Genomic DNA, 12,650 nt, shown 5'->3' with positions numbered 1-12,650 from the left:
CATCGAAGGCGGCGCCGTTGTCCGGTGGTGCCGGCGGACTACTCCTGGTCGCGGGCCTGCACGCGCAGGCTGCGTTCGACGCCGGCGAGGTTCTCCACCACGAGACGGCGAAGCGCCGCGGGCTCCGGGTTGGCGTCCAACCACGCCCGGGTCGCGTCGACCAGGGCCTGGTTCGACAGCGGCGACGGGTAGAGGCCCACGATCAGCTTCTCGGCGATGGAGTAGCTGCGCTCGGCCCACACCTTCTGCAGCACATCGAAGTACTGGCCGACGAACGGCTCGAGCAGGCTCGTGTCGTGTGCGCGCAGGAATCCGGCGGCGGTGACCCGCACGATGGTGTTCGGTGCGGTGTCCACGTCGATCAGCGAGGCCCAGGCTGCCTGCTTGCCTTCGATGGTGGGGATCGCGGCGCGCGCGTTGGCGGCGGACTGGGCACCGGTGGCGGTGTTGTCCGCGGCCAGGGCGGAGGCGATCTCCGCCTCACCGGCTTCGCCGCCGGCGACCAGCGCCGCGAGCAGCTCCCAGCTGAGGTCGGTGTCGATGTCCAGGCCCGGCAGCTTGAACGAACCGGTGCGAAGGCCCGCAACGGCGGCCAGCTGGGCCGGCGTCTCGGCGACGGAGGCGAAGAACTTCACAAACTGGAACTGAGCATCACTGCCGGCCTCTGCGCCCTGGGCCAAGGCCCAGAGTGCGTCGCCGACCGAGGCGACGGTGGCGTCGCGGTGCTCCGGGGCCACGTAATACTGCGCGGCGAGGGACACCTGGCCGAGAACCGTGCGGAGCGTCGTCGACTCGGTCTCGGTGGCGACGTTGCCCAGCACCAGCTTCACGAAGTCGCGCGGCGAGGTCTCGGCGTCGCGGGTGGCGTCCCAGACGGAGCCCCAGACCAGCGAGCGGGCCAGCGGGCTCTCGATCGCTGCGAGGTGCTCGAGCGCCACGGCGTGCGAGGCGGGGTCGAGGCGCACCTTTGCGTAGGCGAGGTCGTCGTCGTTGAGCAGGATCAGATCGGCACGGGTACGACCGACGAGTTCCGGCACATCCGTCTGCACGCCGTCGACGTCGAGTTCGACGCGGTGGGTGCGCACCAGGGCGCCGTCGACCAGGTCGTAGAACCCGATCGCGAGGCGGTGCGGGCGGATGGTGGGGTAATCCTCGGTTGCGGTCTGCAGCACGGCGAACGCGGTGATGACCCCGGCATCGTCGACCTCGATCTGCGGGCGCAGGGTATTGACGCCGGCGGTTTCGAGCCAGAGGGCGGCCCAGCCGGAGAGGTCACGGCCGCTGGCGGCCTCGAGCTCGACGAGCAGGTCGGAGAGCTCGGTGTTGCCCCAGGCGTGCTTCTTGAAGTAGGAGGCGACGCCGGTGAAGAACGCGTCGATGCCGACCCAGGCGACGAGCTGCTTGAGAACGGATCCGCCCTTGGCGTAGGTGATGCCGTCGAAGTTGACCTGCACGTCTTCGAGGTCGGTGATGGTGGCCACGACCGGGTGGGTGGAGGGCAGCTGGTCCTGACGGTACGCCCAGCTCTTCTCCATTGCCGCAAAGGTGGTCCAGGCTTCGGTCCACTCGGTGGCCTCGGCGGTGGCGATGGTGGATGCCCACTCGGCGAACGATTCGTTCAGCCACAGGTCGTTCCACCACTTCATGGTGACCAGGTCGCCGAACCACATGTGCGCCAGCTCGTGCAGGATCGTGACGACCCGGCGTTCCTTGATCGCGTCGGTGACCTTGGAACGGAAGACGTAGGTCTCGGTGAAGGTGACCGCGCCGGCGTTCTCCATCGCGCCGGCGTTGAACTCCGGCACGAACATCTGGTCGTACTTGTCGAACGGGTACGGGAAGTCGAACTTCTCCTCGAAGTAGGCGAAGCCCTGGCGGGTCTTCTCGAAGATGTAGTCGGCATCCAGGTACTCGAACAGGCTCTTGCGGCTGAACAGGCCCAGCGGAATGATGCGGCCGTCGCTGGAGGTGAGCTCGCTGCGCACCACGGCGTACGGACCGGCCACGAGGGCGGTGATGTAGCTGGAGATTGTGTGGGTGGGTTCGAACGCCCAGGTCTTGTTGCCGTTGCCGGCATCCGTGGGCTCTGGCGTGGCCGAGTTGGAGATGACCTCCCAGGCGCCGGGCGCGGTGACGGTGAAGGTGAAGGCGGCCTTGAGGTCGGGCTGCTCGAACACCGCGAAGACGCGGCGGGAGTCTGGCACCTCGAACTGGCTGTACAGGTACACCTCGTTGTCGACGGGGTCGACGAAACGGTGCAGGCCCTCGCCGGTGTTCGTGTACGCGGCGTCGGCGACGACGGTGAGCACGTTCTCGGCCGCGAGGTCGTCAAGCTGAATGCGGACGCCGTCGCTGACGACAGCCGGGTCAAGCGAGGCGCCGTTGAGGGTGACGCTGTGCACACTCTCGGTGATCGCGTCGATGAAGGTCGAGCTACCGGCCACGGCGCTGAAGGCGACCGTGGTGGTGCTGGCGAAGGTCGTGGGACCCGTCGTCAGGTCAAGGGTGACGTCGTAACTGGTCACGCTGACGAGCGCTTTGCGCTCCTGGGCTTCGATCCTGGTGAGGTTTTCTCCGGGCAACGGTTTCTCCATCTTCGTTTCGCGAGAGCGCTCTGGCGCATCCGCATAGAGAACAAGCCTAGCCACGGTCGCGCTGGTGGCGCGCCTGATTAGGCTGCCGGCATGAGAACCAGCACGGATGCCGGCGCCGATACCGCGCTGCGCTATCGAGCCTTCGCCGAGGTGGAGGCCCGGGGGCTGAGCGCCTGCTACGAGGCCTGGGCGGCGGGGGTGGCGTGCGATGCGGCGACGATCGGATTGATCGACCGGCTGCCGCCGACCAAACGGCAACCCAACCTGGTGTTCAGCGCGGCCAGGTTCCACGGCGCCGAGGCCGGCGGTTATCTGGGTTTCCGGGCCTGGCTGGCCGAGAACTGGGCGGTGGTCGAGCAGACGTGCCGCAGCCACGCGACCCAGACCAACGAGCCGGGCCGATGCGCGGTGCTGCTCCCGACGCTCGGGAGTCTGCCGGGGCCGCTCGCCCTGATCGAGGTGGGGGCGTCGGCCGGGCTCTGCCTGCTGCCGGACTTATACAGCTATCGGTATCGGCCGGGCGGTCGCAGTGCTGACGGCCCGGGTGACGGCGCGGCCCTGCTCGACCCGCCCGCGGGGACCAGCCCAGTGCTGCTGGAGTGCGCGGTGACCGGATCTGTTCCCGTGCCGAGCCGGCTGCCTCGCGTGGTGTGGCGGGCCGGCATCGACCTCAACCCGCTCGACGTGACCGATCCCGCCGACGTGGCCTGGCTGGAGGCTCTGATCTGGCCGGAGCACGATGACCGGCGGGCCCGGCTGCGGGCGGCCGTGCAGGTCGCCCGCACAGCCCCGCCCCGGCTAGTGCGCGGCGACCTCAACGAGCAGGTCGAGGCTCTCGTGGCCGAGGCCCCGCCGGATGCGACCGTCGTGGTGTTCCACACGGCGGTGCTGGCCTATCTCGACGAGGCCGGCCGGGACCGGTTCGTGGCGACCATGGCCCGGTTGAGGGCCGAGCGTGGGGTGCGCTGGCTGGCCAATGAGGGGCGCACCGTGGTGCCAGGGGTGGCCGGGACGCTGCCGTCGACGCTGCCTGCGGCATCCGGTTCGGCTGACTTCGTGCTGTCGTTGGACGGCCGGGCGGTCGCGCTAGCCCAGCCGCACGGTCGCGCGGTGCATTGGCTCGGCTGAGGGCAGGCTAGATCGCCGGTGTGGCCAGCATGGGCGCAGCCGCGGCACGGTCGGCGCCGGCCCGGATCGGCCAGGCACCGTCGATGACGATCAGGTCGTCGCCCTTGGACTTGCGCAGGTAGGTCTGGAAGCTCTCTGCCTGCTCCCTGGCCCAACCGACCTGGCGGTCGTGCAGGGTGTACAGGTCGGTCTCCTCGGTCTTGGCCAACAGGGCCCAGGCGACCCGACCGGTGGCCACGGCATCCGCTTCGGCGTCGTGGGCCCCCTCGAGCAGCACGCCGTAGTACTCGGCGGTGGCCACCAGGGTGCGCTTGCCCTTGCGGTAGCGGTCCACAGCCTTGTCGATCACGTAGGGGTCGAGCACCGGGCCGAAGTCCTCGATGGGCGCCAGCCCGTAGCGGCGGGCCTCGGCGTTGAGCATCGACAGGTCGAAGCTGGCGTTGTAGGCCACGATCGGGCGGCCTCCGTCGATGCTGCGGCGCAGTACCGTGAGCATCTCGGCGATGGCGGTGGCCGGGTCGACGCCGTCACGCTGGGCGACCTCGTCGGTGATGCCGTGGATGGCGGACGCTCCCTCCGGAATGGGGATGCCGGGATTGAGCAGCCAGCTGTACGAGCCGTTCACCGTGCCGTCGCGCATGACGCGGCCGATGAAGCACGTGACGATGCGGTCCTCATCGGTGTTCACACCCGTGGTCTCCAGGTCGAACACGCACAGCGAGGGGATGTCGGCGATCGCGGTCTTGGCGGTTGATGTCTGCACGTTCCGACCCTATCGGCGCCCACCGACACTCCCGGTGAGGCGGCCGGGAGTGCCGCGCATCCTCTCCACAACTCATCGCGAAAGCGGTGAATCGGTTGCTTCAGCGCCGCGGAGGCAGCCGTGAACCCGCTTTCGCGAGATGAACCTTTCGCTAAGAGGGGGTGGTGCGGTCCCCTACCAGGTACCGGGGCGGTAGTCCTTGAGGAAGACCCCGTGCACGTCTTCGCCGGCCTCGCCGCGCACGATGGGGTCGTACACCCGGGCGGCGCCGTCAACCAGGTCGAGTGGGGCATGGAAACCCTCCTCGGCCAGGCGGATCTTGGTGGGGTGCGGGCGCTCGTCGGTGATCCAGCCGGTGTCGACGCTGGTCATCAGGATGCCGTCGGAGAGCATCTCCTTGGCGCTGGTGCGAGTGAGCATGTTCAGGGCGGCCTTGGCCATGTTGGTGTGCGGGTGCCCCGGACCCTTGTAACCGCGGCCGAAGACACCCTCCATCGCTGACACGTTCACGATGTAGGTGCGCCGAGCCTCGGATGCCGCCATCGAGGCCCGCAGACGGCTCACCAGCAGGAACGGGGCCGTGGTGTTGCACAGCTGCACCTCGAGCATCTCGAGTGGGTCGACGTCTTCGACGTTGGCCGTCCAGCTGTTCTCCTCGTGCAGGTCGGGCACCAGTCCGCCCGCGTCGATGGCGGTGCCAGCGGCCAGCCGTGCCAGCGAAGAGGAGCCGGGGGCCAGGGCCAACGCGGTGAGGTCGTCGGCGGTGAGGGCGGCGCCGGTGGCCGCGGCGGCGAGGATCGGGTGGCTGGCCACGGACGCGGCCAGCGCGGTGGGGTGCGCATCGTTGGTGTGCCCGAACGAGACGATCTCGGGCAGTTCGCCGTCCGGCAGCGGCGAGGACTCGGCCTCCACCAGCGGGGAGTACGACCCGGGAGAGCGGCGCACGGTCTGCGCGGCGTTGTTGATCAGGATGTCCAGCGGACCCTGCGCGGCGACGGAGTCGGCCAGGCCGATCACCTGGGCGGGGTCGCGCAGGTCGATGCCGACAACGCGGAGGCGGTGCAGCCAGTCCTTCGAGTCGGGCATGGCGCTGAACCGGCGCACCGCGTCGCGGGGGAACCGGGTGGTGATGGTGGTGTGGGCGCCGTCGCGCAGCAGCCGCAGGGCGATGTACATGCCGATCTTGGCGCGGCCGCCGGTGAGCAGGGCGCGTTTGCCGGTGAGGTCGGTACGGGCGTCGCGCTTGGTGTGGCTCATCGCCGCGCAGCTCGGGCAGAGCTGGTGGTAGAACGCGTCGACGAGGGTGTACTTCTGCTTGCAGATGTAGCAGGCGCGCGGCACGAGCAGTTCGCCGGCCGAGGGCCGGTCGGTGCCCAGACGCAGCTGGGCGCCGATGGTCTCGTCGTCGATGCGGGTGGGAGCCCCGGTGGCGGTGGCGGCGATGACCTCCCGGTCCGCGTCCGCGATCAGCTGGCGCTTCTCGTGGCGGCGCACGGTCTTCACCGACTTGAACATCTTGGCGGTGGCCTGGCGCACGGTGACGAAGTCGGGGTCGTCCGGGTCGATGGTGGCCAGGGAGGCGAGCACGCGCAGGGCCACCTCGAGGTCGTGGGGGTCGATCGCGGGTGTCGCGGATGCGTCGCCGGTGGGAGCATCATCGACGGACGCGACGGATGCGGGCTCTACGGGTGTGCTCTGCGGGTGTTGCTCGGTGGTCATCAGAGAATTCTACGACGGCGCATCCGCCCCTCACACAGCCGGGCGAACAGACAACTGTGGCCGGTGCGGACAATTGCGCCCGGTGTGCGGGTAACAATTGTCCGCACCGGCCACAGTTGCTTGTGTAAAGCAGTCCTCCGAAGTGGACGGGGCGGTGCGAGGTGGAGCTAGACCTTGGCCGGCTCCGAGTCGGTCTCGGTCTTGAGCGCGCTCAGGTCCATCGACGAGGTCGGCGGCTCGAAGGTGGCGTCGAACGGCATCTCGTCGTGGTCGAGCAGGGGGTTCTCAAACTGGCCGGCAACGAGCTCGTGTGCCTCTTCGACCGATTCCACGCTCGGCATGGAGCCGGGCAGCGGGCGGTTGGCGGATTCCTTGAGCCAGAAGATGCTGATTCCACCGATGAACGAGGTGGCCATCAGGTAGTAGGCCGGCATCATGTCGTCACCGGTGGCGGCGATGAGCGCCGCGATGATGAACGGCGTGGTGCCACCGAAGATGGCGACGGCGAAGTTGTACGCGATGCCCATCGCGCCGTAGCGGCTGGCCGTGGGGAACAGGGCCGGCAGCGCCGAGGCGAGGTTGGCGACGTAGAACGTCACCGGGAGGGCGATCAGGGCCAGACCGGCGAGGGTCGTGAAGACGGAGCCCATACCGATGAGCAGGAACGCGGGGATGGCGAAGACCACGGCGCTGATCGAACCCATCCAGAGCACTGGGCGACGGCCGATCTTGTCGCTCAGGCGACCGGTGAGCGGGATGCAGCAGGCCATGATCACGAGGATCGGGATGGTCAGCAGCGTGCCGTGCAGCTCGTCGTACCCCATGGTGCTGGTGAGGTAGGTCGGCATGTACGAGGTGAGAGCGTATCCGACGGTGTTCGCGGCGGCGACGAGGATCATCGCGAGGACGATGCCGCGCCAGTAGTTCTTGAAGATGGCGACAGGTCCCTTGGGGATGCTGTCGTCCTCCACGAAGTCGGGGTTCCTGGCGTTGACTTCCTGAGCGTCCAGGCTGGCCTGGAAGGCCGGGGATTCCTCGATCTTCATCCGGAAGTAGATGGCGATCAGGCCCAGCGGTCCGGCGAGCAGGAACGGCAGACGCCAACCCCACTCTTCCATGGCCGCCTGACCGAGAGTCACCTGCAGGATCGACACGAGAGCGGCACCCATCGCGAAGCCGAGGTAACTACCCATGTCGAGGAAGCTGGCGAGGAAGCCACGGTTCTTGTCCGGAGCGTGCTCGCTGACGAAGGTGGTGGCACCGGCGTACTCGCCGCCGGTGGAGAAGCCCTGCACGAGCTTGGTCAGCACGAGCAGCACCGCTGCCCAGATGCCGAGCTGGGCGTAGCCGGGCAGGATGCCGACCACGAAGGTGGAGGCGGCCATGAGCATCAGCGTCATGGCGAGCACCCTCTGGCGGCCCAGCTTGTCGCCGAGCCAACCGAAGAACACGCCACCGAGGGGGCGGGCAATGAAGGTGGCGGCGAAGGTGCCGAGCAGGAACAGCGTCTGCACGGTCGGGTCGGCTTCGGGGAGGAAGACGGGACCCATTGTGGTGATCAGGTAGCCGAAGACTCCGACGTCGTACCATTCCATGGTGTTTCCGACGATCGTGCCGCCGAGCGCCTTCTTCAGCATCGGGCGGTCGACGACGTTCACGTCGGAGACCTTGAGCTTCCGGCGCAACAGCGGCTTCTTGATCTTCTTCACGGTGCGATCAGCACCGTTAATAGCGTTTGACATGTGTCACTTTCTGACAGTAGAGATGCCTCTTGTGGAGGTCATGACATGACTCTTGCGCAGGCACGTCGAGCCTCGAATGGAGGTCGTGAGATGCCTCAGATGGAGGTCATGTGCCCCGGATGCGGGGCCGCCCCTCGATGGGCATAAGCATCAATTTTAGCGCAATTTGCCTCAGAATCAGGCATTTCTCTTTCGATAGCCGCTCTGGACAGGGCTTTAGCCGGGTTCGGTGCGCGCCGCTTCGGCGGCATTTCGGGACCTTCGACTCGCTTAGGCTGGGTCGATGAGCGACTCTGTGACCTTCTGGTTCGACCCCTCCTGCCCCTGGGCCTGGATGACTTCTCGTTGGGTGGACGAGGTGAGTGATCTGCGCGGCTTCGAGGTGAGCTGGCAGGTGATGAGCCTCGCGGTGCTGAACGAAAACACCGACGTTTCCGAGGAGTACCGCGCGTTCTTCCCCCGGGCCCTCAAATACACCCGTCTGGTGCAGGCCGCTCAGGAGCTGCACGGCCAGGAGACCGTCAAGGCTCTCTACGACGCGCTGGGCACCCGAATCCACCACGAGGGCAACTCGGATGCCGATTCCGTGATTCCCGTGGCGCTCGCCGAGGTGGGCCTGCCGGCCGACTTCGCCCGCTACGCCGAGAGCGACGAGTTCGACGTGCAGATGCGCGCCAGCCACTTCGACGGCATCAACCGGGTGGGCCAGGACGTCGGCACCCCGGTGATCGCCGTGAACGACGTTGCCTTCTTCGGCCCGGTCATCTCGCCGGCACCGACCGGGGATCAAGCGCTGGCCCTGTGGGACGGCGTGGTCGCGGTGGCCGGCTACGACGGCTTCTTCGAGATCAAGCGCAGCCGCACCCGCGACCCGATCTTCGCGCCCGCCCTCGTTGCGGCAGCCGAGTAGCAGCGCCGCAGCATCCCGCCCGACTAAATAGACTGCTCATCATGCGCATCCACATCGCCACCGACCACGCCGGCCTCGACTTCAGCACCCTCCTGATCAGCCACCTCGGTACGGCCGGGCACGAGGTCATCGACCACGGGCCCACCAGCTACGAACCGCTCGACGACTACCCGGCGTTCTGCATCAGCGCGGCGGCGGCCGTGGTCGCCGACCAAGCGGCCGGCGTCGAGGCACTCGGCGTGGTGTTCGGCGGCTCCGGCAACGGTGAGCAGATCGCGGCCAACAAGGTGCACGGCGCACGCGCCGCGCTGGTCTGGAACGCGGCCACCGCCACCCTCGCCCGCGAACACAACAACGCCAACGTCATCGCGATCGGCGCCCGCCAGCACCCCATCGAGGACGTCATCGCGTTCATCGACGCCTTCATCGCCACCCCGTTCCCCGGCGAGGAACGCCACCAGCGCCGCATCGACCAGCTGGCCGAATACGAGACCACCGGCACCATCGCCGGCACCGTCCTGAGCAACTGAGCTGTACCTCACCTGATCCACCGAGTCGGAAAGGCATCGCCGTGCCAGAGGGTCATTCCGTCCATCGCATCACCCGGCAATTCGCGCGCAACTTCGTGGGCCGCCCGGTGCAGCTCTCGTCGCCGCAGGGCCGGTTCGCCGCCGGTGCGGCACAACTGAGCGGTCACGTCATGACGGATGCCCGCGCCGTGGGCAAACAGATGTTCCTGGAGTTCGACAACGGGCTCTGGCTACGGGTGCACCTGGGCATGTACGGCGCCTGGGACTTCGCGGGCGACATCATCATGGACGCCACGATCGCCTCGAGCAACGGCCGGATGGGACAGACCAACCAGCGCGGCACCGACCTCGCGCCGGTGCTCGATTCAGCGGGCGAGAACTCCATGCACAGCATCGGTGCGCCCCGCCGCACCCGGGTGCGCATGGCCGAGCAAGAAAAGGAGATCGACCAGCTCGACACGTTCCCGCCCGAACCCGTCGGCCAGGTGCGGGTGCGCCTGCTCACCGACACGGTCTCGGCCGACCTCCGCGGCCCGACCGCCTGTGAGGTGCTCGACCCCGCCCAGGTCGACGCTGTGCTGGCCAGGCTCGGCCCCGACCCGCAGCTCGACGACAGCCCGGAGGCCGAACAGCGCTTCGTGGACACCGTGCGCAAGAAGCCCACCCGTATCGGCCTGCTGCTGATGGACCAGTCAGTCGTCAGCGGTATCGGCAACGTCTACCGCGCCGAGCTGCTGTTCCGGGCGAAGATCAACCCGCACGCCCCGGGCAAGTCGCTGACCGAGGAGAGCCTGCGGGCCCTCTGGCGGGACTGGGCGCATCTGCTGGCCATCGGTGTGAACACCGGCCAGATGATGACCATGGACGACCTGACCGGCGAGGATTACCGACTCGCGATGAAGAACCGCGCCGACCGGCACTGGGTCTACAAGCGCGAGGGCCTGCCCTGCCGGATCTGCGGCACCCACATCACCCTCGAGGAAATGGGCGCCCGCAAGCTCTACTACTGCCCGTCCTGCCAGGCCTGACCCGTCCCATCCGCCGCACCTGCGTCTGTCATCGCTGACCCCGCCCGCACCCCAGGAGCCCGCCCGTGAGAACCAACCCCAGCTTCGCGCTCGACCAGGTCGACGAGGTACGCCGTCTGATTCAGGAGTACCCCTGGGTCACCCTGGTGAGCTCCACGGAGGCGGGCGAGCTCGTCGCCTCGCACTACCCGGTGATCCTCGACACGGCGGCCGCCGACGGCGAGATCGTGCTGCTCAGCCACGTCGGTCGGCCCGATGAGCAGCTGCACGAGCTGGGCGCGCACGAGATCCTCGTGATCGTGCAGGGCCCGCACGGCTACATCTCGCCCGGCTGGTACGACGCCCGCCCCGCCGTGCCCACCTGGAACTTCGTCACCGCGCACCTGCACGGCACTCCCGAGATACTCTCCGACGCCGAGAACCTGCGGGTACTCGCGGCCCTGGTCGACCACTTCGAGGACCGCATGGACGAGCCCCGGCGCATGAACGGCACCCCGGAGAACGCCGACTACGCTGCCCGCATCGTCGCCGGTACCGTGGGTTTCCGCCTGCGGGTGACGCGCTTCACGGCGAAGGACAAAATGAGCCAGAACAAGCCGGCCGCCACAGTCGACCGTATCCTCGCCGAGCTCGACGGTGACGGTCCGTACGCGAGCCCGGCGCTGGCCGCCCGGATGCGCCGGGCCCGCGACAGCGCCGCCGAACCCAGCGCCGCCGAATGAGCCTGGTACTGCGCAACGGCCGCCTGCCCGGCAGCGACGACCTCGTCGACGTGCGCGTTGACGACGGCCTGATCACCTCGATCGGCTACCTCGCACCCGCGAGCGGCCACTCGCCGGCGACCCGGACCGTTGATCTGGACGGGCGCTGGATCACGCCGGGGCTCTGGGACAATCACGTGCACTTCAGCCAGTGGTCCCAGACCGCCAGGCGCCTCGACGTGTCCGACGCGACGAGCGCCCGGGCGGCCGCCGATCTGGTCGCCGACCGGCTGGCCGCGGTGCCGGCCGCCGGCAAGCACGACAGACTCGTCGGCTTCGGCTTTCGGGACGCCCTGTGGTCGGATGCCCCGAGCCGCACTCTGCTCGACGCCGCGTCAGGGCCGGTGCCGGTGGTCCTGGTCAGCGGCGACCTGCACAGCTGCTGGCTGAATTCCGCCGCCCTCGCGGTCTACGGTTTCGCGGGCCACCAGACCGGGCTGCTGCGCGAGGACGACGCCTTCGCGGTGGAACACGCCATCGACAACGTGCCGGACGCCGACCTCGACGCCTGGGCCGACGAGGCCGCCCGTGCTGCGGCCGCCCGCGGTGTGGTCGGCATCGTCGACCTGGAGATGACCTGGAACCTCGACGTCTGGCGGCGCCGCATCGATGCGGGCACCGACAGCCTGCGGGTCGATTTCGGCCTGTACACGCACCACCTCGACGACGCGATCGCGCAGGGTCTCACCAGCGGCCAGGTGATCGACGGCACCGGCGGGCTGCTCACCGTCGGCCCGTACAAGGTGATCACCGACGGCTCGTTGAACACCCGCACCGCGTACTGCTTCGAGGCCTACCCAGGACTCTCCGGCGACCACGACCGTGGCATGCTCACCGTGCCCGCCGACGAGCTCGAGGCCCTGATGCGGCGGGCCGCCGCCGCCGGCATCCGCCCCGCCGTGCACGCCATCGGCGACAACGCCAACAGTCTCGCCCTCGACGCCTTCGAGGCCGTGGGCTGCACCGGCAGCATCGAGCACGCCCAACTTCTCACCGCGGCCGATGTGGCCCGGTTCGCCCGCCTGGGGATCACAGCCAGCGTTCAACCCGAACACGCCCTCGACGACCGCGACGTGGCCGACCGGTACTGGGCCGGCCGCACCGAACGGGCGTTCCCGCTGGCCGACCTGCTGTCCGCCGGGGTGCAGCTGGCGCTCGGCTCCGACGCACCCGTCGCGCCACTCGACCCGTGGGTGGCCATCTCGGCCGCCGTGGGGCGCAGCCGGGGCGAGCGCGCCGCCTGGCACCCCGACCAGGCGATCTCCCGGCAGGCCGCGCTGGCGGCATCCGCCCGAGGCCGGCACGGCATCGGTGTGGGCCAGATCGCCGACCTCGCGATCTGCGAGATCGACCCGTTTGTGGCGTCGGTGGCCGATCTGCGACGGATGCCCGTGGCCGCGACACTGCTCGGTGGCCGGTTCACGCACAGCACACTCTGAGGTGCGGGGGATAACCCCCACACAGATCCGGCGGCT

The 12,650-nt window shown here is 68.7% G+C and carries 10 protein-coding genes; 6 read left to right on the top strand and 4 right to left on the bottom strand.

Going from position 1 to position 12,650, the window contains the following annotated elements; translation table 11 throughout:
* Positions 1 to 38: 38 nt before the first annotated feature.
* Positions 39 to 2,582, bottom strand: coding sequence for an aminopeptidase N (gene pepN / locus E3T19_RS10340; protein ID WP_134408750.1), 2,544 nt, complete (start codon positions 2,580 to 2,582; stop codon positions 39 to 41).
* A 102-nt stretch (positions 2,583 to 2,684) separates the two neighbouring features.
* On the opposite strand from pepN, the gene E3T19_RS10335 reads away from it, so the two are divergent.
* Positions 2,685 to 3,722 carry a DUF2332 domain-containing protein gene (locus E3T19_RS10335; RefSeq protein WP_134408749.1) on the top strand — a complete coding sequence of 346 codons (1,038 nt, stop codon included), beginning with the start codon at positions 2,685 to 2,687 and terminating at the stop codon, positions 3,720 to 3,722.
* A 7-nt stretch (positions 3,723 to 3,729) separates the two neighbouring features.
* On the opposite strand, the gene E3T19_RS10330 is transcribed toward E3T19_RS10335, so the two are convergent.
* From E3T19_RS10330 to E3T19_RS10320, 3 genes are all read right to left on the bottom strand, one after another.
* Entirely contained in the window at positions 3,730 to 4,485 is a 756-nt protein-coding gene (locus E3T19_RS10330) for an exonuclease domain-containing protein (RefSeq protein WP_240632188.1), read from the bottom strand.
* A gap of 174 nt (positions 4,486 to 4,659) precedes the next feature.
* Positions 4,660 to 6,204 carry an SDR family oxidoreductase gene (locus E3T19_RS10325; RefSeq protein ID WP_088456405.1) on the bottom strand — a complete coding sequence of 515 codons (1,545 nt, stop codon included), beginning with the start codon at positions 6,202 to 6,204 and terminating at the stop codon, positions 4,660 to 4,662.
* A gap of 167 nt (positions 6,205 to 6,371) precedes the next feature.
* Entirely contained in the window at positions 6,372 to 7,946 is a 1,575-nt protein-coding gene (locus tag E3T19_RS10320; protein WP_088456404.1) for an MFS transporter, read from the bottom strand.
* 283 nt (positions 7,947 to 8,229) lie between these two features.
* On the opposite strand from E3T19_RS10320, the gene E3T19_RS10315 reads away from it, so the two are divergent.
* From E3T19_RS10315 to E3T19_RS10295, 5 genes are all read left to right on the top strand, one after another.
* Positions 8,230 to 8,856: a disulfide bond formation protein DsbA gene (locus E3T19_RS10315; protein ID WP_134408748.1), complete on the top strand. Its 627-nt coding sequence runs from the start codon at positions 8,230 to 8,232 to the stop codon at positions 8,854 to 8,856.
* Positions 8,857 to 8,897: 41 nt separating this feature from the next.
* Complete coding sequence (locus E3T19_RS10310) at positions 8,898 to 9,386, top strand: ribose-5-phosphate isomerase (protein ID WP_088456402.1); 489 nt, start codon at positions 8,898 to 8,900, stop codon at positions 9,384 to 9,386.
* 41 nt (positions 9,387 to 9,427) lie between these two features.
* Positions 9,428 to 10,414: an Fpg/Nei family DNA glycosylase gene (locus tag E3T19_RS10305; RefSeq protein ID WP_134408747.1), complete on the top strand. Its 987-nt coding sequence runs from the start codon at positions 9,428 to 9,430 to the stop codon at positions 10,412 to 10,414.
* 65 nt (positions 10,415 to 10,479) lie between these two features.
* Complete coding sequence (locus tag E3T19_RS10300; protein ID WP_134408746.1) at positions 10,480 to 11,136, top strand: FMN-binding negative transcriptional regulator; 657 nt, start codon at positions 10,480 to 10,482, stop codon at positions 11,134 to 11,136.
* A complete protein-coding gene (locus E3T19_RS10295) occupies positions 11,133 to 12,614 on the top strand; it encodes an amidohydrolase (protein WP_103479564.1) in 1,482 nt (493 codons plus the stop codon). Before E3T19_RS10300 ends, E3T19_RS10295 begins: the two co-directional genes overlap by 4 nt.
* The last annotated feature ends 36 nt before the right edge of the window (positions 12,615 to 12,650 follow it).

This window comes from Cryobacterium sp. TMT4-31 (assembly GCF_004403385.1).
Classification (GTDB): Bacteria; Actinomycetota; Actinomycetes; order Actinomycetales; family Microbacteriaceae; genus Cryobacterium; species Cryobacterium zongtaii.
This window is presented reverse-complemented; position numbering and strand designations above follow the sequence as displayed.

What these genes read in the sequence shown, in the direction of transcription:
- E3T19_RS10295 (WP_103479564.1), top strand. Translation starts at nt 11,133, where the DNA reads ATGAGCCTGGTACTGCGCAACGGCCGCCTGCCCGGCAGCGACGACCTC.
- E3T19_RS10310 (WP_088456402.1), top strand. Translation starts at nt 8,898, where the DNA reads ATGCGCATCCACATCGCCACCGACCACGCCGGCCTCGACTTCAGCACC.
- E3T19_RS10325 (WP_088456405.1), bottom strand. Translation starts at nt 6,204, where the DNA reads ATGACCACCGAGCAACACCCGCAGAGCACACCCGTAGAGCCCGCATCC.
- E3T19_RS10320 (WP_088456404.1), bottom strand. Translation starts at nt 7,946, where the DNA reads ATGTCAAACGCTATTAACGGTGCTGATCGCACCGTGAAGAAGATCAAG.
- E3T19_RS10315 (WP_134408748.1), top strand. Translation starts at nt 8,230, where the DNA reads ATGAGCGACTCTGTGACCTTCTGGTTCGACCCCTCCTGCCCCTGGGCC.
- E3T19_RS10335 (WP_134408749.1), top strand. Translation starts at nt 2,685, where the DNA reads ATGAGAACCAGCACGGATGCCGGCGCCGATACCGCGCTGCGCTATCGA.